General features: G+C 64.4%; 17 protein-coding genes. 7 read left to right on the top strand and 10 right to left on the bottom strand.

Annotation, left to right across the window (positions count from 1 at the left end):
* Window positions 1-27: 27 nt before the first annotated feature.
* Together ACTJK6_RS23965 and metE are read right to left on the bottom strand one after the other, a co-directional pair.
* Window positions 28-1,860 carry an ankyrin repeat domain-containing protein gene (locus ACTJK6_RS23965; RefSeq protein WP_440840349.1) on the bottom strand — a complete coding sequence of 611 codons (1,833 nt, stop codon included), beginning with the start codon at window positions 1,858-1,860 and terminating at the stop codon, window positions 28-30.
* A gap of 659 nt (window positions 1,861-2,519) precedes the next feature.
* On the bottom strand, window positions 2,520-4,841 hold the full coding sequence (gene metE, locus ACTJK6_RS23960; RefSeq protein WP_440840324.1) for a 5-methyltetrahydropteroyltriglutamate--homocysteine S-methyltransferase: 2,322 nt from the start codon (window positions 4,839-4,841) through the stop codon (window positions 2,520-2,522).
* A 124-nt stretch (window positions 4,842-4,965) separates the two neighbouring features.
* On the opposite strand from metE, the gene ACTJK6_RS23955 reads away from it, so the two are divergent.
* Window positions 4,966-5,883 (top strand): LysR family transcriptional regulator, encoded by a 918-nt coding sequence (locus ACTJK6_RS23955; RefSeq protein ID WP_260804188.1) that lies wholly within the window; start codon window positions 4,966-4,968, stop codon window positions 5,881-5,883.
* Here ACTJK6_RS23955 and ACTJK6_RS23950 read toward each other — a convergent pair whose 3' ends face one another.
* Window positions 5,884-6,804 (bottom strand): LysR family transcriptional regulator, encoded by a 921-nt coding sequence (locus tag ACTJK6_RS23950; protein ID WP_440840323.1) that lies wholly within the window; start codon window positions 6,802-6,804, stop codon window positions 5,884-5,886.
* Window positions 6,805-6,917: 113 nt separating this feature from the next.
* Here ACTJK6_RS23950 and ACTJK6_RS23945 point away from each other — a divergent pair, with 113 nt between their 5' ends.
* Both ACTJK6_RS23945 and ACTJK6_RS23940 read left to right on the top strand, forming a co-directional pair.
* Window positions 6,918-8,075, top strand: coding sequence for an acyl-CoA dehydrogenase family protein (locus ACTJK6_RS23945; protein ID WP_440840322.1), 1,158 nt, complete (start codon window positions 6,918-6,920; stop codon window positions 8,073-8,075).
* A 104-nt stretch (window positions 8,076-8,179) separates the two neighbouring features.
* Complete coding sequence (locus ACTJK6_RS23940; protein WP_440840321.1) at window positions 8,180-8,818, top strand: FMN-binding negative transcriptional regulator; 639 nt, start codon at window positions 8,180-8,182, stop codon at window positions 8,816-8,818.
* Window positions 8,819-8,860: 42 nt separating this feature from the next.
* On the opposite strand, the gene fahA is transcribed toward ACTJK6_RS23940, so the two are convergent.
* From fahA to ACTJK6_RS23925, 3 genes are all read right to left on the bottom strand, one after another.
* Window positions 8,861-10,132, bottom strand: a complete 1,272-nt coding sequence (gene fahA, locus ACTJK6_RS23935) for a fumarylacetoacetase (protein WP_440840320.1) — start codon at window positions 10,130-10,132, stop codon at window positions 8,861-8,863.
* A 316-nt stretch (window positions 10,133-10,448) separates the two neighbouring features.
* The gene (hmgA, locus tag ACTJK6_RS23930) at window positions 10,449-11,795 is read right to left on the bottom strand and encodes a homogentisate 1,2-dioxygenase (RefSeq protein ID WP_440840319.1); all 1,347 of its coding nucleotides are present in this window, start codon (window positions 11,793-11,795) and stop codon (window positions 10,449-10,451) included.
* 63 nt (window positions 11,796-11,858) lie between these two features.
* A complete protein-coding gene (locus ACTJK6_RS23925; RefSeq protein WP_440840318.1) occupies window positions 11,859-13,259 on the bottom strand; it encodes an MFS transporter in 1,401 nt (466 codons plus the stop codon).
* A gap of 133 nt (window positions 13,260-13,392) precedes the next feature.
* Between ACTJK6_RS23925 and ACTJK6_RS23920 the strand changes: the two genes are divergently transcribed.
* Window positions 13,393-14,310, top strand: a complete 918-nt coding sequence (locus tag ACTJK6_RS23920; RefSeq protein ID WP_440840317.1) for a LysR family transcriptional regulator — start codon at window positions 13,393-13,395, stop codon at window positions 14,308-14,310.
* 3 nt (window positions 14,311-14,313) lie between these two features.
* On the opposite strand, the gene ACTJK6_RS23915 is transcribed toward ACTJK6_RS23920, so the two are convergent.
* The 4 genes from ACTJK6_RS23915 to kdgT are packed head-to-tail and all read right to left on the bottom strand — an operon-like array spanning window position 14,314 to window position 17,477.
* Entirely contained in the window at window positions 14,314-15,162 is an 849-nt protein-coding gene (locus ACTJK6_RS23915) for an ureidoglycolate lyase (protein ID WP_260804183.1), read from the bottom strand.
* Window positions 15,163-15,200: 38 nt separating this feature from the next.
* Window positions 15,201-15,959: an SDR family oxidoreductase gene (locus ACTJK6_RS23910; protein WP_260804182.1), complete on the bottom strand. Its 759-nt coding sequence runs from the start codon at window positions 15,957-15,959 to the stop codon at window positions 15,201-15,203.
* On the bottom strand, window positions 15,956-16,414 hold the full coding sequence (locus tag ACTJK6_RS23905) for a nuclear transport factor 2 family protein (protein WP_260804181.1): 459 nt from the start codon (window positions 16,412-16,414) through the stop codon (window positions 15,956-15,958). Before ACTJK6_RS23905 ends, ACTJK6_RS23910 begins: the two co-directional genes overlap by 4 nt.
* A gap of 46 nt (window positions 16,415-16,460) precedes the next feature.
* Window positions 16,461-17,477, bottom strand: a complete 1,017-nt coding sequence (gene kdgT, locus ACTJK6_RS23900) for a 2-keto-3-deoxygluconate transporter (protein WP_343621343.1) — start codon at window positions 17,475-17,477, stop codon at window positions 16,461-16,463.
* Window positions 17,478-17,757: 280 nt separating this feature from the next.
* On the opposite strand from kdgT, the gene kduI reads away from it, so the two are divergent.
* The 3 genes from kduI (at window position 17,758) to kdgR (ending at window position 20,307) form a co-directional block, all read left to right on the top strand.
* Entirely contained in the window at window positions 17,758-18,594 is an 837-nt protein-coding gene (kduI, locus tag ACTJK6_RS23895) for a 5-dehydro-4-deoxy-D-glucuronate isomerase (protein WP_440840316.1), read from the top strand.
* Between the two features lie 4 nt (window positions 18,595-18,598).
* Complete coding sequence (gene kduD / locus ACTJK6_RS23890; RefSeq protein WP_440840315.1) at window positions 18,599-19,384, top strand: 2-dehydro-3-deoxy-D-gluconate 5-dehydrogenase KduD; 786 nt, start codon at window positions 18,599-18,601, stop codon at window positions 19,382-19,384.
* Window positions 19,385-19,467: 83 nt separating this feature from the next.
* Window positions 19,468-20,307 carry a DNA-binding transcriptional regulator KdgR gene (gene kdgR / locus ACTJK6_RS23885; RefSeq protein WP_440840314.1) on the top strand — a complete coding sequence of 280 codons (840 nt, stop codon included), beginning with the start codon at window positions 19,468-19,470 and terminating at the stop codon, window positions 20,305-20,307.
* Window positions 20,308-20,335 lie beyond the last annotated feature (28 nt).

Here is a 20,335-nt window from a genome sequence, read left to right as displayed (position 1 = left end):
GCGGCCGAAGCGACGGCCACTGGGCCGCTACAGGGAAGCGTCTCCGTCTTCGGCAATCGATTCCATGGGGTGGCGGCCCCGACGCGCGACGGCGGGCAGCGTCGAGGAAGTCAGCACTGGGCCTTGTTGTCGCGCCCAACGCGGCGCGCGCACTGCGTCAAATGCGGGGTTGTCCATGACCGCATCCTCGTGGTCAACCGAAAAGCGTGAGAGTGCGGCCGCAAACTGATGTGCGTCGGCGTGATAGCCCAGTCCGGGCGGGCCGCTGGTTTGCGGGCGTTTGCCGTTGTACCCGTCGGTGTCGGTCAAGCCGAGCTTGAGCTGTACAAGCCCCGGGTACCGGTAACCGCCCGGGCCCTTCATGATCCCCATCAGCCCGCGATGTGGCGCGCGGGCATAGTCGAGGGTGACCGCAACGCCGCGGGGCTTGCCGTAATCGACATCGAGCGGGCCGCCCCGGGTGGCGCGGCGGCCCTGGTTATTGTTCAGGAGTTGCGGGTCCAGCAAGATCATGGACGGCTGCCTTGGCAGCAGAATACGGCTCTCAACCGTCGCGCGAAAGCTCTGCGCCATGGCTCCGCCCATAGAAGCGCCAGAAATGAAATCCAGTTCGACATGGTTGGGCCGGGACAGAATCTTCGCGAACAATTCACCGGCCCGCTTGGTCGCGCGGTCGACATCGCCAATCCGGCCGAAGGCGCTGCTGATGTCCTGGCGCACATCCCGGAAGTTCTGTGTGCCGCCGAAGAACATGCGCACACGCTGCGGCCCGTCGGCTCCATCGGCACGCGCAGGTTCCAGTGCGAGGCTGATGTGAGCGACTCGCATGGCGCTGACTAGTTCAGCGTGTTCAGCCTCCGTCAGGGCGCCGGATAAGGCGGGATGTTCTATCGCTGAAAGACCGTAGTTGCGGAAGTCGCCGCCGATTTCCTTGGCAAATTTCGAAAACGTTTCGCGTATGGCGTCCCGCTGCTGTCCGCGCACGTTCGCGTCTTCCGACGACAGGGCACCGAATCCCAATGCCTCAGAAAGCGCACTGGCGTCCCGGTCTGGCAATTCGTCGAACGTGCGTAGCGCGTCGTGGACGAGGTTGATCTTGTGCCCCGATTTCAGATTGTTGATTGCTGGCTTGGCCGCGCGCGCTGTCGCTGGCGGCACCTGGACGTCGGGCGCCACCCGCAACTCAGCCAACGGATTCGCGGGCAGCCCTGAGCGTCGCGTATTGGCCGTTGCTGCGTCGGAGGGCAGTGACTTTCGGTCACGAAGGTTGCCGATCCACGTCTCGCGTTTGGCAAGTTCCAGAAACGCCTTTGCCGCCACGCCCGTCTTGGGGATGGTGTCCGGCGATCCGCCAAATCGCATCGTCAACACGCGCGCGAACGTGCGGCCTGCTCCGTTTGGCGTGCGCAGATCAGGGTTATGCGCCAGCATGGCGAGCACCGTGTCTTTGTTCGCAGCCTGGGCGAGCCGCATGACCGCCGTATTGCCGCGCGCGTCTCGGGCATCGATTGGCGCGCCCGCACGGACGAGCATATCGACGGCTTGCGCAGAGCGCGCGTTAAACAGCGGCGTTGCGCCTTGATTGTTGGTCGCGTGCACATCGGCACCGGCTTCGAGCAATTGCTCCAAAAGCGCGGTGTCGCGTCCTGCCACGGTATGCAGCGGCGTATTGCCAACGCTGTCCTGCGCGTTGACATTCGCGCCGTGCGCGACCAGCGCCTTGGCCAGCCTGAAGTTGTCGCAGCCCAGCGCGCTCACGAGCAGCGGGTCGCCATGGTGGTCAACGGCATTCACGAGGTCGGGATGCTTGGCGAGAATCTCGTCAAGGCGCTCAGATGAAAAGTCGTGCTGCCAGACCATGTCGAGCACCTCTGCGCGATGCTCGGCCTGATGCAGGAACGTCATGCCCCAGCCATCGCCGGGTGGAATCGACGGTGCGGCGCCCTGATTATTGGGCGACGTTGCCGACGCTGTTTCTCGGCGGCTTGTGCTTGATGACCATTGCGCGCCTGCACGAATCGCCTTGATGGCGTCGTGTAGCTCCGGGTCGGCGGACGTGCGCCCCGAAACCTTTGGGCTGCTTGTAGAGGCGGCGCTGATGGCTGGCGGTGTTCCTGTGTGCCTGCGTGCGGGCAGCCGGCTAAGTTGAGGCGAAGCTTTGCGAGCGCTGCGCCCCGTGCTGCTCGTCTGCTCCGGTGCTTGCCGGACATCGGCAACGCGGTTTGTGGGCGCAGACGAAGCGAGCCAAGTGCGAACAAGGGAGACCGGGCTTTTCATGGGATCGTCCCATCGATATTAGAAAACACGAATCACTGGATTCAATAGTGTTTTCTGCACGTGTCAGTCGCATACCGTGTTGCGAAATGGTGAGTGCGTGCGCGAAGCGGCGCTGCCTTGTTGGTTGACAATCGTCCCGCTGCAACAGCCCGGTGGCACCTGGCGCATGTTGTTGGAAGGGAATCAAAAAAAACGCCGGCTAGATGTCTCCAGCCGGCGTTTTTGTGGGGGAGGTGCGACGATCAGGCTGATGCGGTTTCTGTTTGCGCACGCTTGCTGCCAGCGTGCTGCGCATTCGCATGCTTGGCGCGCAAGCGGCGCGTGGCTTCCACCATACCTTGCAGCGCTGCTTCCACTTCCGGCCAGCCGCGGGTCTTGAGACCGCAGTCGGGGTTCACCCACAGGCGTTGCACCGGCACGACCTGCGCGGCCTTATCGAGCAGCGCTTCCATCTCTTCCACACGCGGCACGCGCGGCGAGTGGATGTCGTACACGCCTGGGCCGATCTCGTTCGGGTACGCAAACTCACCAAACGCGTCGAGCAGTTCCATGTTCGAGCGCGATGTCTCGATGGTGATCACGTCGGCATCCATCGACGCGATGGCCGGCAGGATGTCGTTGAACTCCGAATAGCACATGTGCGTGTGGATCTGCGTGTCGTTGCGCACGCCGGAGGCCGACACGCGGAATGCACGTGCCGCCCATTCCAGGTAGCCCGGCACGTCAGACGCGCGCAGCGGCAGGCCTTCGCGGAAAGCCGGCTCGTCGATCTGGATGGCGGCAATGCCAGCGGCTTCCAGATCGCACACTTCATCGCGCAGGGCCAGGGCGATCTGCAGTGCGGTCTGCTCGCGCGGCTGGTCGTCGCGCACGAAGGACCACTGCAGCATCGTCACGGGGCCGGTCAGCATGCCCTTCATCGGCTTGGCGGTCAGGCTCTGTGCGTACTTGGACCATTCAACCGTCATTGCTTCGGGGCGGTACACGTCGCCGTAGATGACCGGCGGCTTCACGCAGCGCGAGCCATAGCTCTGCACCCAGCCATTGGCGGTGAAGGCGTAGCCCCACAGCAGCTCGCCGAAGTACTCGACCATGTCGTTGCGCTCGGCTTCTCCGTGCACGAGCATGTCGAGCCCCAGCGCTTCCTGGCGGCGTACGACGTCGGCAATTTCGGCGCGCATGCGTTGCAGGTAGTCCAGTGCAGGGAGTTCGCCGCGCTTGTGTTGCGCGCGCGCCTGGCGAATCTCGGCCGTCTGCGGGAACGAGCCGATGGTGGTGGTCGGCAGCAACGGCAGGTTCAGGCGGGCTTGCTGCGCGTCAGCGCGCGTTGCGTAGGGTGCGGCGCGGTCGGCATCTTCTGCGCGGATCGCGGCCACGCGTTTCTTCACGCTTGCGTTGTGCACGCGGCGCGATTCTGTACGTGAGGCGATGGCGGCGCGGTTGTCATCGAGCGCCTTCAGCACGGCAGCTTGGCCTTCGACCAGCGCGAGCTTGATGATCGCCAGTTCGTCCAGCTTCTGGCGCGCGAAGGCCAGCCAGCCCTTGAGTTCGTCGTCGAGCTTGCTTTCGGCCGACAGATCGACCGGCACGTGCAGCAACGAGCAGCTCGGCGCCACCCACAGGCGATCGCCAAAGGCTTCGGCCAGCGGCGCCACACGTTCCAGCACGCGTGCCAGATCCGAGCGCCAGATGTTGCGGCCGTCGACCACGCCAACGGAGAGCACCTTGTCAGCAGGCCACGGTGCGAAGGCGCCGAGCTGCTCGGGTGCACGCACGAGGTCCAGGTGCACGCCGTCGACCGGCAGGGATTTGATCAGTGCAGCGTGGTGGGAGGCGGCTTCAAAGTACGTCGCCAGCAGCAGCTTCGGGCCCTTGGCGGCGGCCAGCGCCTGGTAAGCGGGGCTGAATGCATCTACCCACGCTTGCGGGAGGTCCAGCACCAGCGCCGGTTCGTCGATCTGCACCCATTCCACGTTCAGTGCGGCCAGGCGTTTGAGCACGACCGTGTAGGCCTGCAGGATTTGCGGCAGCAGGGCGAGCTTGTCAGTCAGGCCGTTGCGCGCCTTGGCCAGATGCAGGAACGTCACCGGCCCGATGAGCACAACCTTCACGCGGTGCCCGGCGGCCTGAGCCTCGCGCACTTCGTCGAACAGCCATTCGGCGCCGGGCCCAACGTGGAGGTCCGGCGTGAGTTCGGGCACGAGATAGTGGTAGTTGGTGTCGAACCACTTCGTCATCTCCATGGCCGCATGGTCGGCATTGCCGCGCGCCAGCACGAACGATTGCGCCAGCGTCAGTTGCTCGGCGTCAAAGCCATAGCGCGTGGGAAGGGCGCCGAGCAGGGCAGCCGTCTGCAGCACCTGGTCGTACCAGGCGAAATCACCCACGGTCACAAAGTCGAGGCCCGCGTCGCGCTGGGCAGTCCAGTGGCGCTCGCGCAGGGCACGGCCAGTAGCGCACAGGTCGTCTTCGGACGATGCGCCCTTCCAGAACGATTCGAGGGCGAACTTCAGCTCGCGTTGTGCGCCGATGCGCGGGTAGCCGAGGGTATGGATGGTCGTCATGGTGGTCGCAGGAGAGGCGATTCGTTTTTCAGTCCTGCGATGATCGGCGACCCTCGTCCATGAATCAAATGATATTATTTTCGATAACGTTGAATCGTATTCATATATTGGAAGCCGCACCAACATGCTCGAAATCCGCCATCTGCGCACGCTGATCGCCTTGGCCGACGGTGGCTCCGTCTCGCGCGCCGCCGAGCGGCTGCACCTCACGCAATCGGCGTTGTCGCATCAATTGCGCGCGCTGGAGTCGCATTACGGGCTGGCCGTCGTGCGCCGCAAGGGGCAGACGGTGGAATTGACCGAGGCCGGCGAGCGCATGCTCGAACTCGCGCAAAAGGTCGTCGCCGATATCCAGACCGCAGAGCGCGATCTTGAGCGCATCAAGGGCCGCGCGGCCGGCACGCTGCGCATCGCGCTCGAATGCCACACCTGCTTTGACTGGCTGATGCCTGTAATGGACGCCTTCCGCCAGCGCTGGCCGGAAGTGGAAATGGACCTTGTGTCGGGTTTCCACACCGATCCGCTGGCGCTGCTCAAGGACGGCCGCGCCGACGTCATCATCGGCTCCGACGCCAAGATGCGGCGTGGCGTGGTGTTTGCGCCGCTGTTCCGCTTCGAGATCCTCGCCGTGCTGCCGGTTGACCACGCGCTGCGCAACAAGAAGTGGCTGGAAGCAAAGGACTTTACGGACCAGACGCTCATCACGTACCCCGTGCCCGAAGAGCGCATCGATCTGATCCGGCAGGTCCTGACGCCAGCCGGAATCGCATTCAACCGCCGAACGGCGGAGCTGACCATTGCTGTGCTGCAACTCGTTGCCAGCCGCCGCGGGCTGGCCGCGCTGCCGAGCTGGGGCATCAAGAATTACGTCGATTACGAATACGTGGTGGCCAAGCGTGTCGGCAAGGAAGGCCTGTGGAGCGATCTCTACGCCGCCATGACGCGCGACTACGCACAGGCACCGTTTGCGCAGGACTTTATCGAGACGGCCAAGTCGATCTGCTTTGCGCAGTTGCCGGGGCTGATGCCGCTAGACGCGTAATCAGGCGCGTTCCTTCAGGGGCAGGCGCGGCAGCTTGCCTTGCAGCCCCTCTTTGAGAAAGTCCAACAAATGCCGCGTGGCCAGCGTCCGATACCGGCTTGGCATTGCCAGCATGTACAGCCGGCTGCCGAACACGCTGAATCGGTAGCCGGGCAGCACGCGTTTGACGTGCCCGTCGCGCAAGTCTTCGGCAGCGGCGTAATAGGGCAGGATTCCCAGGCCGTTGCCCGCACGCACGGCGGCCTGCAGGAACAGGTAGTTGTCGGATGAGACGCCGGGGTCGAGCGTCACGAGCGTCCGTTCATCGCCCAGTTGCGCCGATAGCCGCAACGGTTGTCCGACGGCCGGCGCGCTGACGATGGTGTGCTCGGCCAACGCCTCGAGTGTTTTCGGCACGCCGTGCATAGCCAGGTAGTCCGGCGCCGCGCACAGCACCCAGTCAACTTCATCAAGCAGCGTGGCGACGAGCGATTCCGGCGGGTTCGAGACGATGCGCAGCGCCACGTCCACATCTTCGCCAATCAGGTCGGACACGCGGTTGTCGAACCGCACATCAAGACGGATGTCCGGATACGCACGCTTGAATGCCACCAGCAGTGGTGACACCAGCAGGTGCCCCAGCCCCGTCGGCACCGACAGGCGCACGCTGCCTTGCAGCGACTTACCCAGCGACGAGACCAGCGCATCGGCGGCGGCCATTTCGCGCAGGATGCTGCGGCCGTGTTCGTAGATGCCGGCGCCCACCTCCGTCGGCTCCACGCGGCGGGTGGTCCGACGCAGCAGTTGCACACCCAGCGCACGCTCGAACGCCTTCAGCCGGTGGCTGACGTTGGAGCGCGTGGTCTGCAGCCGGCGCGCCGCCGCCGACAGGTTGCCCGCGTCGACGATTTCCACAAACAGCTTGAGCGCATTCAGGTCCATGACGGCACGCCAGATTGGTGAATGAGACTCGACATTCTGTTGATTCCGGACCCGATTGTCAAAACGTCCCAACCCGGTAACATCGGCCGGAATATCCCACAGGAACCAGCGACATGGCGCTCGACGACGAATCCTTCGGCCTGCTGCAGCAATCGGTGCAGCGCTTCATCCAGGAACGGCTCGTGCCGGCGGAAAACATCCTCGAGGAAGAGGATGACGTGCCCGCCGACATCGTTGCCGACATGAAAGAGATGGGCCTCTTCGGCCTGTCGATTCCGGAGGAGTACGGCGGCATTGGCCTGGCGATGGCCCAGGAGTGCGAGGTGGCGTACGACCTCGGGCACACCGCGCTGGCCTTCCGCTCGGTGTTCGGCACCAACGTCGGCATCGGCTCGCAGGGCATCCTGATGGACGGCACCGATGCGCAGAAGGCCGATTACCTGCCGCGCATTGCCAGCGGCGAGCTGATCATCTCGTTTGCGCTGACGGAGCCGAATGCGGGGTCAGATGCTGCATCGCTGCAAACGCGCGCCACGCTGGACGGCGATCACTACGTCATCAACGGCACCAAGCGTTTCATCACCAACGCGCCGCGCGCCGGGGCATTCACGCTGATGGCGCGCACGGGTGGCGAAGGCGCGGGCGGTATCTCGGCCTTTATCGTGCCAGCCGATACGCCGGGCATCACGCTCGGCAAGCCCGACAAGAAGATGGGGCAGCGCGGCACCAAGACATGCGATGTGATGCTCGACAACGTGCGCGTGCCGGCGGTCAACATCATTGGCGGCGTGGCGGGCCAGGGCTTCAAGACGGCGATGAAGGTGCTGGACCGCGGCCGCCTGCACATCTCGGCGCTGGCGTGCGGCATGGCGCACCGGCTGATTGCTGATGCAGTGGCGTATGCCAGGGAACGCAAGCAGTTCGGCCAGCCCATCGCAGACTTTCAGTTGATCCAAGCCATGCTGGCCGACAGCCAGGCGGAGCTGTACGCCGGGATGTCGATGGTGCGCGACTGCGCGCGCCGCTACGACGCCAAGCCCGTCGGTAAACAGGACCACGAAGTCAGCATGCTGGCGTCGTGCACCAAGATGTTCTGTACGGAGATGGTCGGCCGCGTGGCCGATCGCGCGGTGCAGATTCACGGTGGCGCGGGCTACATTGCCGAGTACAAGGCCGAGCGCTTCTATCGCGATGTGCGCCTGCTGCGCTTGTACGAAGGCACCACGCAGATCCAGCAGCTCATCATCGCCAAGAACCTGCTGCGCGACTAGGCTGGCTCTAATAATTCGCCTGAATTTGGCTCTGTTTTGGAGCCACGTTCTGGCTCAGAATGGGCGTTTTCCTGTTCGATTGCACGGTCGCTGCCGGAGTCGCCATGTACATTCCCGCCCATTTTGAAGAATCGCGCCCCAACGCGTTGCACGACCTGATCGCGCAGAACCCGTTCGGGACGCTCGTCACGCATGGCGAGCATGGGTTGGACGCGAATCACATTCCGTTCCTGCTGCTGCCGGAAGAGGGCGAGCTTGGCATGCTGCATGCTCACGTGGCACGCGCCAACCCGGTCTGGAAAGACGTCGCCAACGGCGATGAGGTGCTCGTCATCTTCCGCGCGGGCGATGCGTACATTTCGCCGACGTGGTATCCGAGCAAGCACGAAGCCCACAGGCAGGTGCCGACGTGGAACTACCGTGTGGTGCATGCGCATGGCCGCATCACCGTGCGGGACGATGAGCGTTTTGTACGCGGTGTGGTGGCTCGCCTGACGCGCACGCATGAGGCATCGCAACCCACGCCGTGGAAGATGTCCGATGCCCCGGCCGACTACACCGACGCGCTGCTCAAGATGATTGTCGGCATCGAGATCGAGATCACGCGCATCGAAGGCAAACTCAAGCTGAGCCAGAACAAGGAAACACGGGACATCGTGGGCGCCGGCGAGGCGCTCAAGGCGAACGGCGAGCGCGTGATCAGCGATGCGATGCTCGCTTGCGCCGCTGCCAAGACGGAATAAAAGAGGGAGCGACGGACTGCTCATCCGCCGCCCCGCACTGCGTTACTTCACGCCGCGCGCCGGCAGAATCTCGCCGCGCACTTCCCCAAAGCCAACCCGATAGGCATCGCCCTGGCACCAGCCGGTCATGATGACTTCGTCGCCGTCTTCCAGGAACGCGCGCGTGGTGCCGTTGCCGAGATCAAGCGGCTGCTTGCCGTTGAGCGTCAGCTCCAGCAGGCTGCCGTACGAATCCGGCGTCGTGCCGCTGATGGTGCCGGAGCCCATCAGGTCACCCACGCGCACGTTGCAGCCGGACACGGTGTGGTGCGCAAGTTGTTGCGCCATCGTCCAGTACATCGCGCGGAAGTTGGTGCGGGCGATGGTGGTCCGTTCGCCGCTGTGGGGGCGCAGCGCAGTTTCGAGAGCGATGTCGTAAGCGTTGGGATGGCTCTGGCGCAGGTATTCCAGCGGCTCAGGCGATTGCGCCGGGTTGGCCACGCGGAACGGCTCCAGCGCGTCCATCGTCACGATCCATGGCGAGATCGATGTACCGAACCCCTTCGAGTTGAACGGGCCGAGCGGCACGTATTCCCATTGCTGGATGTCGCGCGCGCTCCAGTCGTTGAGGAGCACGACGCCGAACATATGATCCGGTGCCGCGTCGACGGAAACCGGCTCACCCAGCGCGCTCGGCTTGCCGACCACAAAGGCCATCTCCAGTTCGTAGTCCAGTTTGCGGCAGGCCGTGAAGATCGGGCGCGGCTGATCGGGCAGCTTGATCTGGCCCATCGGGCGGTGCAGCGGGGTGCCGCTCACCACCACGGAGCTGGCGCGGCCGTTGTAGCCGATTGGGATTTCCAGCCAGTTGGGCAGCAGCGCGTTCTCGGGGTCGCGGAACATGCGGCCGACGTTGGTGGCGTGTTCCTTCGATGAATAGAAATCGGTATAGCCCGGGATGTCGATGGGCAGATGCATCACCGCATGCGCCTGCGGCACCAGCGCGCGAGCGTGCAGCGTGGCGTTGTCGCGTACGTGCGTGTCGGCCACGCTGAACAGCGCTTGCAGCTTCTTGCGCGTTTCTGCCCACACGGGCTTGCCTAGTGCGATGAAGGTGTTGAGTTTGCCGGTGCGGAACGTGCCGCGTGTGGATGCGGGCAGCAGCCCGGCGTCATCCAGCACGCCGAGATCGATGACTTGATCGCCCAGCGCGACGCCTGCGCGTGGCGACGGGTTCTCTTTGGTGGAGAAGATGCCGAAGGGCAGGTTTTCCAGGGGGAAGTGCGTGTCGGGGGTGTTGGCGGATTCTAGCCAGCTTAGTTGTCGGGTGGTCATGATGGGGGCGATGGTTTGTTTGTTGAGTCGGTTGTTGCTTGACGTTGCTGGCGCATCTGCTGTTTCACCCCCTGCCGGGGGCGACTCACTTTCTTTGTCTTGCCAAAGAAAGTAAGCAAAGAAAGGCGCGCCCGAGATGGCGAAAGATTCCTTGAATTTATGTCGCAGAGAGGGGAAGGGAAAAACTCGCTTCGCTCAGACAGTTTCCCTTCCTTTTTCCTCTCTGCAACAGAAATTCAAGGCGCCATCTAGGGCAGGGTACGGCCACACCTTCTGGATGCTCGCCTTGGCGTCAATGTGAATTCGTCGATTGTGCTTAACGCTTGGTCGGGTCGAAATGTTTCTTCAGGCCTTGCCAGCATTCGAAGTACTTGGCCTGCAGTTGCGCCGATTCCGCTGCGAAGCGCGTGGGGCGGATCACGGCTGGTGTCTCGAACATGAAGGCCATCGTTGCGTCGACCTTGTGCGGCTTGGTGGTGTCGCCGTTGCTGGCTTTCTCGAACGTGTCGGCGTCGGGGCCGTGGCCGCTCATGCAGTTGTGCAGGCTGGCGCCGCCGGGCACGAAGCCTTCGGCCTTGGCGTCGTACACGCCCTGGATCAGGCCCATGAATTCGCTCGCGACGTTGCGGTGGAACCAGGGCGGGCGGAACGTGTTTTCGGCGGCCAGCCAGCGCGGCGGGAAGATCACGAAGTCGATCGTGTCCACACCCGGCGTGGCGGACGGGCTTTGCAGCACCAGGAAGATCGAGGGGTCCGGATGGTCGTAGCTGATCGAGCCGATGGTGTTGAACAGGCGCAGGTCGTACTTGTACGGCGCGAGATTGCCGTGCCAGGCTACGACGTCCAGCGGCGAGTGGCCGATCTTCGCGGTCCACAGGCTGCCCTGGAATTTTGCGACGAGTTCGAAGGCGCCCTCGCGGTCTTCGTACCACGCGTGCGGTGTGAGGAAGTCGCGGGGGTTGGCCAGGCCGTTCGAGCCGATGACGCCCAGGTCCGGCAGGCGGAAGAGCGCGCCGAAGTTCTCGCAGATGTAGCCGCGCGCGTCGCCGTCGGGCAATTCGACACGGAAGCGCACGCCGCGCGGGACGACGACAATCTCCAGCGGCTCGACATCAACCACGCCCATCTCCGTCAGCAGGCGCAGTCGGCCTTGCTGCGGGACGATCAGCAGCTCGCCGTCAGCGTTGTAGAAGAAGCGGTCGGTCATCGACGCGTTGGCTGCGTATAGGTGGATGCCGCAGCCGGTTTGCGCGTCGGGCCCGCCATTGCCGGCGAAGGTGACGATGCCGTCGATGAAATCGGTGCCGGCAGCCGGTGCGGGCAGCGGGTCCCAGCGCAACTGGTCGGGCGAGGGCGGCACCTCGTTGAAGCTGCTGTGGAAGCGGCCCTGCGCCATGGCCTCGAACGGCAGATGCACGGCGCCCGGGCGAATGCGATATAGCCACGAGCGGCGGTTGTGCGCGCGCGGGGCGGTGAACGCCGTGCCGGAAATCTGTTCCGCATACAGGCCATACGGCGCCTTCTGCGGGGAGTTCTGGCCGTGCGGCAGCGCACCGGGCAGGGCTTCGGTGGCGAACTCGTTGCCGAAGCCGCTCTGGTAAGCGGGCCGGTCCAGCGACGCGGGGGTGAATGCGTTCTTGGCCGTCGGGGCGAGCATGTTCATGGTGAAGTCCTTGGAGAAAAAGTCAGGAGCGTCTTCAGGGAAAGCGTAGTCGTTACCGAGCCATCAGGCGGGCTTGCCGGTTGGGCGACCCGAGGCAAAGCGAGCGGCGTCCGGGCCACTGGCGGCCAGCGTAAGCGCCAGCACCATGCCGAACGACACCATCGCCGGCACCGCAGCGGCCGAGAACAAAGCCGGGCCGCTCCACTGCATCGCAATCAGTTGCCCGCCAATCACCGGGCCGATTACGGAGCCGATACGGCCCACGCCCAGGCTCCAGCCGATACCGGTGGCGCGCAGCGTGGTGGGGTAATACGTGGCGGCCAGCGCATTTACCGCCGGCTGCCCGCCGACGATGCAGAAGCCGGCTACGAACACCACCGCCACCAGCATGGGCAGCGCAGCCGCCACATGGCCGATCAGCCCAACGGTGACGCAGGCGATCAGGAAGCACACGGCCAGCACGCGCACAAAGCCCAGGCGATCGATCAGCCGGCCCAGCGTGAGCGTGCCGATCACGCCGCCCACCTGCAGCGCGGTCGCCACCAGCACGGCGGTATCCGTCGGATACCCCACATCGCGAATCAGCGTCGGCAGCCAGTTCGAGAGGAAATACAGGTCGATCAGGTTCATGAAGTTGATGACCCACAGCACGAGCGTGACCTTGGCGCGGCCTTCCGTGAAGAGCGCAGAGACCGGCATGCCACGCGCAGCCGCCTCGGGCACCACGAATTGCGTCTGTGCATTCACCTGCAGTTGCGGGGCGAGCCTGCTCAGCCAGCGCGCCAGACGTTGATGGCGCGTTTGCGGATCACCCTTGAGCACCAGGTATTGCAGGGACTCCGGCAGCCACAGCACCATCATCACGCCAATGCCAAGCGGCACCAGGCCGCCCACCAGAAACACCGCCTGCCACCCAAAGCGGGAGAGCAGCGCCGCGCTCACAAAGCCGCCCAGTGCCGCGCCCACGGTAAAGCCGCACGACACCAGCATCATCCACGTCACGCGGGAGCGCGCGGGGCTGAATTCGCCGGCCAGCGCCATCGCATTGGGCATGATGCAACCCAGCCCCAGGCCGGTGACAAAGCGCAGGATAAGCAGGGCGTTCACCGTTTCCACCTGCGTGGTGGCCAGCATGCACGCTGCAAAAAAGAAGGTCGCAACGATCAGCACCGGCCGCCGCCCGAAGCGGTCGCCCAGCACGCCAAACACCAGCGAGCCGACCAGCATGCCGAACAGCCCCGCGCCGAACACCGGCCCGAGGCTCGCCTTGGTGATGTTCCAGTCCTTGATGATGGCGGGCGCCACATAGCCCATGGCCTGCACGTCAAAGCCGTCGATGATCAGGCACAGGCCGCAGATGGCAAGCAACAGGATCTGGAATCCGCTGACCTTGCCCTGATCGATCAGCCGGGCGAGGTCGATAGGCGCGGATGGCGCTTCATGAGCGATGGGAGCAGGGCGCATGGTGGTCTCCGGTGGCGGCGTTGCCGCTCTGTTCTGGATTTTTGGTATGCGCGTATTGTCCGGATTGGGTGAAAATTTGAAATATCAATGCGAGAATGAGTGCTATTGATATTGTGAATGTGGGGCGACCGCCATGCTCAATCTGCGGGACGTGGACCTGAACCTGCTGGTGCTGTTTCAGGAAATCCTGCGCGAAAAGCGCATTTCCATCGTGGCCGAGCGGCTGGGCCTGTCGCAACCGGCGGTGAGCAACGCGCTGTCGCGCCTGCGCCAGACCTTCGACGACGAACTCTTTGTCCGCACCCCGCGCGGCATGATGCCGACCGCACTTGCCGAGCAATTGGCTGAACCGGTGGCCACCGCGCTCGACACGCTGCAACGCGCCTTCGGCCAGCGCACGCACTTTGATGCGGCCACTTCCACGCGCACCTTCACCATTGCCATGAGCGATGTTGGCGAGGTGTATTTCATGCCGGTGCTGGCGCAGTTGTGTGCCGAGCAGGCGCCCGGCGTGCGCATCGACACCCTGCGTGCGGGCGGCTTCGACATGAAGGCGGAGATGGAGGCCGGCGCCATCGACCTTGCCATCGGCGCCTTCGATGATCTTTCCGGGGAGAGCCTCTTCCAGCGTCGCCTGTTCCGGCAGGATTACGTGACGATGTTCCGGCGCGGCCATGCGCTGTCGGAGGGCAAGCTCACGCTGGAGCGCTTTCGCGCAGCGTCACACCTGGTGGTGGCAAGTTCGGCCAGCCCTTACAACGCGATCGGGCCGCTGCTCGACAAGGCGGGCATCACGCAGTCGGCGCGCTTTTCGGTGCCGCACTTCGTGGCGGTGCCGTACATCGTCAGCACGACCGATCTGGTGGTGACGGTGCCGCGCAAGCTGGCCGAGCGCGCGGCGCCGCCGTTTGGGTTGGAGTTCGTGGCACCGCCGCTCAAGCTGCCCGCGTTGCAGACCAACGTGTTCTGGCACCGGCGTTTCCATCAGGACGCCGGCAACCAGTGGCTGCGCAATCTCGTCGCGCAGCGCTTTGCCGAACTGGAAGGCTAGGCGTCAACCGGCGGAGACCGTACGTTGCAACTGTTCGCCCAGGCCGGCGATGCCCAGGCGCATGGTCTGCCCTGGCTTGAGGTAGACCGGATTCGGCTTGATGCCCAGCCCCACGCCCGGCGGCGTGCCTGTCGAGATGACATCGCCAGGCTGCAGGCTCATGCAGCGGCTCAGATACGCCACGAGTTGGGCCACGCCAAACACCATCGTTCGCGTATTGCCGTTCTGATAGCGGTGGCCGTCCACCTCCAGCCAGAGGTCTAGCGCCTGCGGGTCGGGCACCTCGTCGCGCGTGACCAGCCACGGGCCCAGCGGGCCGAACGTGTCGAAGCCCTTGCCCTTGTCCCACTGGCCGCCGCGCTCGATTTGCCATTCGCGTTCGGAAACGTCGTTGACGATGCAGTAGCCGGCCACGTAGTCCAGCGCGTTGGCTTCGTCGATGTACTTGGCGGCCTTGCCGATGACCACGCCCAGCTCGACCTCCCAATCGGTCTTGACGGAGCCGCGCGGGATTTCGACGTCATCGTTCGGGCCGCAGATGGCGCTGGTCCACTTGTTGAAGACGACCGGCTCGGACGGTACAGGCAAGCCGGACTCCGCGGCGTGGTCGGCGTAGTTCAACCCGATGCAGATGAACTTGCCGACACGCCCGACGCACGGGCCAATGCGGGGTTGGCCGCTGACGGCCGGCAGCGTGGCAGGGTCCACGTCGCGCAGCTTGGCGAGCGATACGTCCGACAGCACATCGCCTGCAATGTCGTCGACGATGCCCGACAGATCGCGCAGGGTGCCGGTTGCATCAAGCAGGCCGGGTTTCTCTTGGCCGTGGGGGCCGAAGCGCAGCAGTTTCATGAAAGGTTCAAATCGGTTGGGGGAAAGGCATCAAGGTATCAATTTGACCAGCCGCCGTCGATCAGGTGGACTTGCCCCGTCGTAAAGGCGGCCTCGTCGGAAGCCAGATAGGCGGCCAGCGCGGCAATCTCTTCCGGCTGCCCGAGGCGCCCCATCGGCTGGCGTGCGACGAACGCCGCTTCGACCTCCGCGCGCGGTTTGCCTTGCGTGCGGGCTTGCTCATCGATGCGCTGGACGAGGGAGGGTGACACCACCGTGCCGGGGCAGATCGCATTGCAGCGGATGCCGCGCGCCACAAAGTCTGCCGCCACGGATTTGGTCAGCCCGATTACCGCCGCCTTCGATGCGCCATACACAAAGCGGTTCGGCACGCCCTTGATGCTCGACGCGGCGGACGACATGTTGATGACGCTGCCGCCACCGCGTTCCAGCATGCCCGGCAGGAGCGCGCGCAGGGTGCGGTACATCGACTTGACGTTGAGGTCGAACGAGAAATCCCACGCATCCTCATCGCACTCCAGCACCGAACCGGCGTGCACGAAGCCCGCGCAGTTGAAAAGGATGTCGATGCCGCCAAGCTCGGCGGCGAGCGCATTGACCTGCTGGGTATCGCGCACGTCGAGCCGGCGGACGTCGAACGGCACATCGTTCAACGCGTCGATGCGCAGATCGGTGGCGATGACGTGGGCACCTTCGCGGGCGAAGCGCTCGGCGCAGGCGCGGCCGATGCCTTGCGCAGCGGCTGTCACGAGCGCCGTCTTGCCTGCCAGGCGCGCGGGAAAAGCGGCGCCGCTCATTCTTTGGGCAGCAGATAGGCCTGGCGCGCAAACAGGCGCCAGCCGTCCGGATGCTTCTTCCACACCTGCAGCACGCCGATATGCGCGGTGCTGGTCTTGCCGTCGGGCAGGTTGTTGACGGAGTCGAACACGTGACGCACCCACGCGTTGTCGCCGTTGATCTGCACGGTCTGGTTGGTCAGCGCAATCGACTTGAATGAATTCGTGCCGTCCAGCGTCTTGAGGAAGGCTGCGCGGTCTTCCAGCTTGCCCGACGAGTGGCCGTAGGTCAGGTCGTTTTCGATGAGCCCGGTGAGCGTGGCGCCGTCGCTGGCCACCATGGCAACGCGCATGCGCTCGACGGCTTGCGCAACCGTGTCGGCATCGGTGGTCGCATGGGCGAAGGCGCTACCGGCAGCGAGCGCGGCGGTCATTGCAACGCCCGCAATGCGGCGGACAAACGTGTACAACAGCATGGGCAATCTCCTCTCTGAGGGTGTGTGCGGTGCATCGCAGGCGTGGTCAGAAATGGGCTTCGCGGTGCGCGGCCTGTGGTGGCAGGCTGGCGGTTTCCGGCTCGGGCAACGGCGCAGCGCGACCCACACGCCGCACCCATATCGCGGTCAGGATCGGCACGAGAATCGCCGTGACGAGGCAGGCCGTGGCGACGAGCGCCGTGGCGGCCGGCACCAGGGGTTTGAACCGGGGAATCATCTCGCCGATGATGGCCGGGTTGGCGACCGCCGCTCCGGCTGTGGACGATGCCGCCAGCCCTGCGGCGCCATTGCCGCCCGCAATGAACTTGTCCGCCAGTATGAGCGGCACGCCGGTAATGACGATCACCGTAAGGCCGAGCAAGAGGCCAGGGAGGCCGCTCTTGGCAATCACGTGCAGGTCGATGCCGTTGCCCAGCGCAAAGCCGAAGAACGGAATAAGCGGATGCACGCAGCGGCCGAACAGTTCGCGCAGTTCACTGTCGAGATTGCCCAGCGTAAAACCGATCAGGAACGGCAGCACCGCGCCCACGAACAGCCTGGGCTCAAACACCGCGATGCCCGTTGCGCCGAGGATCAACATGCTGACCAGCGGGCCGGATTCGACCGACATCAGCACGAATGCGCTGGCTTCTTCCTTGGTGCCGTACTGCTGCATGACGGCGGCGTAGAGCCCGCCGTTGGTCATGTCCATCGACGTGGTGATCGCCAATACCGACAGTCCGGCAAGGATGCCGGTCTTGATGCCTTCGTCCGGAATGAACTGTGCAGCCACCAGCGTTGCCAGCCACGCCACGGCAATCTTGGTGACGAGCAGCGTGCCGGACTTGCGCAGCACCACGCCGGTGGCATGCAGGTCGATGGTCGCGCCCATGCAGAAGAACCACACCGCCAGGATCGGTACCGTGCCGGTGATCAGGCCGTTGGTGAACGAGCCGAAGTACTTCCCCGCGTCCGGCGCGAACGTATGCACGCATGCACCGAGCAGCAGCGGCACGAGCATCAGGCCGCCCGGAATGCGGTCAATCGCCTTCTTGATCTTCACGTCTCCTCCATGAGCCTCTATGGGCTCGGTTGGTCAGGGTCCAACATCGTGGAGTGACTATAGCGGATGATATGGAACGATGTTCCATGTTTTTTGATTTCAGGGATTTATCGTTTACCCTGGGGCGCAAATGTGTGCGGTGCAGTTTGGTCCCGCTTGATCTGGGTCTCATTCGAAAAATGTGGATCGACGTTCCGTGTTTGCGTTTTTTGTGCTTCAATCCAACCCAGAACAGCCGGCAGCGCGATGAATGCCGGTGCATTCCCTTCGGAGAAACGGCATGGAAGTGCGGCAAGGAATCCACAGCGAACACGCAAAAACTCTCGACACGGCCGGGCTGCGCCGGCAGTTTCTGGTGGAACAGGTGTTTGAGCGCGATGCGCTTCAGCTCACGTACAGCCACATCGACCGGATCATCGTGGGCGGTGCGTGGCCGGCAACGCGGCCGGTGGAGGTGCCGGCATCGCTCGCCAAGTCGATGGGCGTAAGCCATCTGCTGGAGCGCCGCGAGCTGGGCGCGATCAACATTGGCGGCCCGGGCTGGGTGGAGGTGGATGGCACGCGGTACGCCGTTGGCAATGAAGAGGCAATCTACATCGGCCAGGGCGGTCAGGACGTCGTCTTCGGCAGCGACGATGCGGCGCGGCCCGCCAAGTTCTACATCAACTGCGCGCCGGCACATACGGCGTATCCCACGCGCACGATCACGCTGGCGCAGGCGTCGCCCGAAACGCTGGGCGATCCGGCCACCAGCAATCGGCGCACGATCTACAAGTTCATCGTGCCGGACGTGCTGCCCACCTGCCAGCTTTCGATGGGCATGACCAAGCTCGAGCCCGGCAGCCTGTGGAACACGATGCCGTGCCACACGCACGAGCGCCGCATGGAGGTGTACTTCTATTTCAACCTGCCGGACAACGCCGCCGTGTTCCACATGCTCGGCGAGCCGCAGGAGACGCGTCACATCCTCGTCCACAACGAGCAGGCCGTGATCTCGCCCAGCTGGTCGATCCACTCGGGCGTGGGCACGCAGGCCTACACCTTCATCTGGGGCATGGTCGGCGAGAACCAGGTGTTCCACGACATGGATCACATCGCCATTGCAGACCTGCGCTGACACCATGCGGCTCGAGAATCCCTATCTCCAGAGCGCAAGCCTGTTCGACCTGAGCGGCAAGGTGGCCATCGTCACCGGCAGTAACACGGGGTTGGGCGCGGGCATGGCGACGGCGCTCGCGGCCGCCGGTTGCGACATCGTCGGCGCCAACCGCTCAGACCCGGCGGAGACAGCCGCGCGCGTGGAAGCGGCTGGGCGGCGGTTTGTCGACGTGCGAGCCGATCTGTCTTCGCTGGCGCCGATCGGCAGCATTGTCGAAGCCGCGATGGACACCTTCGGCCGCGTCGACGTCCTCGTCAACAACGCGGGCATCATCCGCCGCTGCGATGCGCTCGAATTTTCCGAAGCCGATTGGGATGCAGTCATCGACGTCAACCTCAAGGGCGTGTTCTTTCTCTCGCAAGCGGTGGCGCGGCAGTTCGTGCAGCAAGGCGGGCGCGGCAAGATCATCAACGTGGCATCGATGCTGTCGTTCCAGGGCGGCATTCGCGTGCCGTCTTATACGGCATCGAAGAGCGGTGTGCTGGGGCTGACCCGGCTGCTGGCCAACGAGTGGGCGGGGCGCGGCATCAACGTCAACGCCATCGCGCCCGGTTACATGGAAACCGACAACACAGCGCAATTGCGTGAAGACCGGCAGCGCAGCGAAGAGATCCTCGCGCGCATTCCGGCCGGGCGCTGGGGCGTGCCGGACGACTTGGCGGGCGCGGTGGTGTTTCTGGCTTCGGCCGCATCGGACTACGTGCACGGCCACACGCTGGCGGTGGACGGCGGCTGGCTGGCGCGATAGTCAAGTCGGCAAGTGGATAGGTGGAACGCGGTATGAGACCGGTTATGCTCTCTCCAGATTTTGAAATCACGGAACCACGAGAGATGAAAGCCACGCCCCGGCAACGGAAGCCGGAAGACCCGTCCGCCAATGAACCCGTTGATGCCGGTGCCGATAAGGCCGAGTCGGTCTCGGCGGTCGACAAGGTGTTCACCATCCTGGCCGCGATGGGCGAGCTTGGCGCCGTCGGCCCGAGCGAGTTGTCGCAGCGGTTGGGTATGTCCAAGACGACCGTGCACCGCTTCCTGCAGACGCTCAAAGGCCTCGGCTATGTCGCGCAGGAAGGCGACACCGATCGATACCGGCTGACCATCCGCCTGTTCGAGCTTGGCGCCAAGGCGCTGGAAAGCGTCGACCTCGTCCGTGAGGCTGACACCGAGATGCGGCGCATCGGTCAGCTCACGCGCGAGGCCGTCCACCTGGGCGCGTTTGACGAAGACGCCATTATCTATATCCACAAGATCGACGCCGATTACGGCTTGCGCATGCAGTCGCGCATCGGCCGGCGCAATCCGCTGCACAGCACGGCCATCGGCAAGGTGCTGCTGGCGTACATGCCGCCGGAAGAGGCACGCGAGGTGCTGTCGAAGGTGGAGTTCAAGAAGTCCACGCAGAAGACGCTCGCCTCTGCAGAGGCCGTGCTGAGCATCCTGCCGCGCGTGCGCCAGCAAGGTTTTGGCGAAGACAACGAAGAGCAGGAAGACGGTCTGCTGTGCATTGCCGTGCCGGTGTTCGATCGTTTTGACCGCGTGATTGCGGGGCTGTCGATCTCGTTCCCGACCATGCGTTGCGGCGCCGACACCAAAGCGCACTACGTCGCGCTGCTGCAGCAGGCCGGTGCGGCCATCTCTTCGCGCCTGGGCCACCATCCTGCTTCCCACTGAGGGCGCTGCAGGATTAGCCAGTCCGTCC

It is taken from the genome of Ralstonia sp. 22086, assembly GCF_052045975.1.
Classification (GTDB): domain Bacteria; phylum Pseudomonadota; class Gammaproteobacteria; order Burkholderiales; family Burkholderiaceae; genus Ralstonia; species Ralstonia wenshanensis.
Note: the sequence above shows the minus strand (reverse complement) of the source record. Positions and strands in the feature narration are given on the sequence as shown.

Excerpts from the sequence above, each read along its gene's own strand:
- ACTJK6_RS23965 (WP_440840349.1), bottom strand. The coding sequence starts at position 1,860 with ATGGTCTGGCAGCACGACTTTTCATCTGAGCGCCTTGACGAGATTCTC.
- metE (WP_440840324.1), bottom strand. The coding sequence starts at position 4,841 with ATGACGACCATCCATACCCTCGGCTACCCGCGCATCGGCGCACAACGC.
- ACTJK6_RS23955 (WP_260804188.1), top strand. The coding sequence starts at position 4,966 with ATGCTCGAAATCCGCCATCTGCGCACGCTGATCGCCTTGGCCGACGGT.
- ACTJK6_RS23950 (WP_440840323.1), bottom strand. The coding sequence starts at position 6,804 with ATGGACCTGAATGCGCTCAAGCTGTTTGTGGAAATCGTCGACGCGGGC.
- ACTJK6_RS23945 (WP_440840322.1), top strand. The coding sequence starts at position 6,918 with ATGGCGCTCGACGACGAATCCTTCGGCCTGCTGCAGCAATCGGTGCAG.
- ACTJK6_RS23940 (WP_440840321.1), top strand. The coding sequence starts at position 8,180 with ATGTACATTCCCGCCCATTTTGAAGAATCGCGCCCCAACGCGTTGCAC.
- fahA (WP_440840320.1), bottom strand. The coding sequence starts at position 10,132 with ATGACCACCCGACAACTAAGCTGGCTAGAATCCGCCAACACCCCCGAC.
- hmgA (WP_440840319.1), bottom strand. The coding sequence starts at position 11,795 with ATGAACATGCTCGCCCCGACGGCCAAGAACGCATTCACCCCCGCGTCG.
- ACTJK6_RS23925 (WP_440840318.1), bottom strand. The coding sequence starts at position 13,259 with ATGCGCCCTGCTCCCATCGCTCATGAAGCGCCATCCGCGCCTATCGAC.
- ACTJK6_RS23920 (WP_440840317.1), top strand. The coding sequence starts at position 13,393 with ATGCTCAATCTGCGGGACGTGGACCTGAACCTGCTGGTGCTGTTTCAG.
- ACTJK6_RS23915 (WP_260804183.1), bottom strand. The coding sequence starts at position 15,162 with ATGAAACTGCTGCGCTTCGGCCCCCACGGCCAAGAGAAACCCGGCCTG.
- ACTJK6_RS23910 (WP_260804182.1), bottom strand. The coding sequence starts at position 15,959 with ATGAGCGGCGCCGCTTTTCCCGCGCGCCTGGCAGGCAAGACGGCGCTC.
- ACTJK6_RS23905 (WP_260804181.1), bottom strand. The coding sequence starts at position 16,414 with ATGCTGTTGTACACGTTTGTCCGCCGCATTGCGGGCGTTGCAATGACC.
- kduI (WP_440840316.1), top strand. The coding sequence starts at position 17,758 with ATGGAAGTGCGGCAAGGAATCCACAGCGAACACGCAAAAACTCTCGAC.
- kduD (WP_440840315.1), top strand. The coding sequence starts at position 18,599 with ATGCGGCTCGAGAATCCCTATCTCCAGAGCGCAAGCCTGTTCGACCTG.
- kdgR (WP_440840314.1), top strand. The coding sequence starts at position 19,468 with ATGAAAGCCACGCCCCGGCAACGGAAGCCGGAAGACCCGTCCGCCAAT.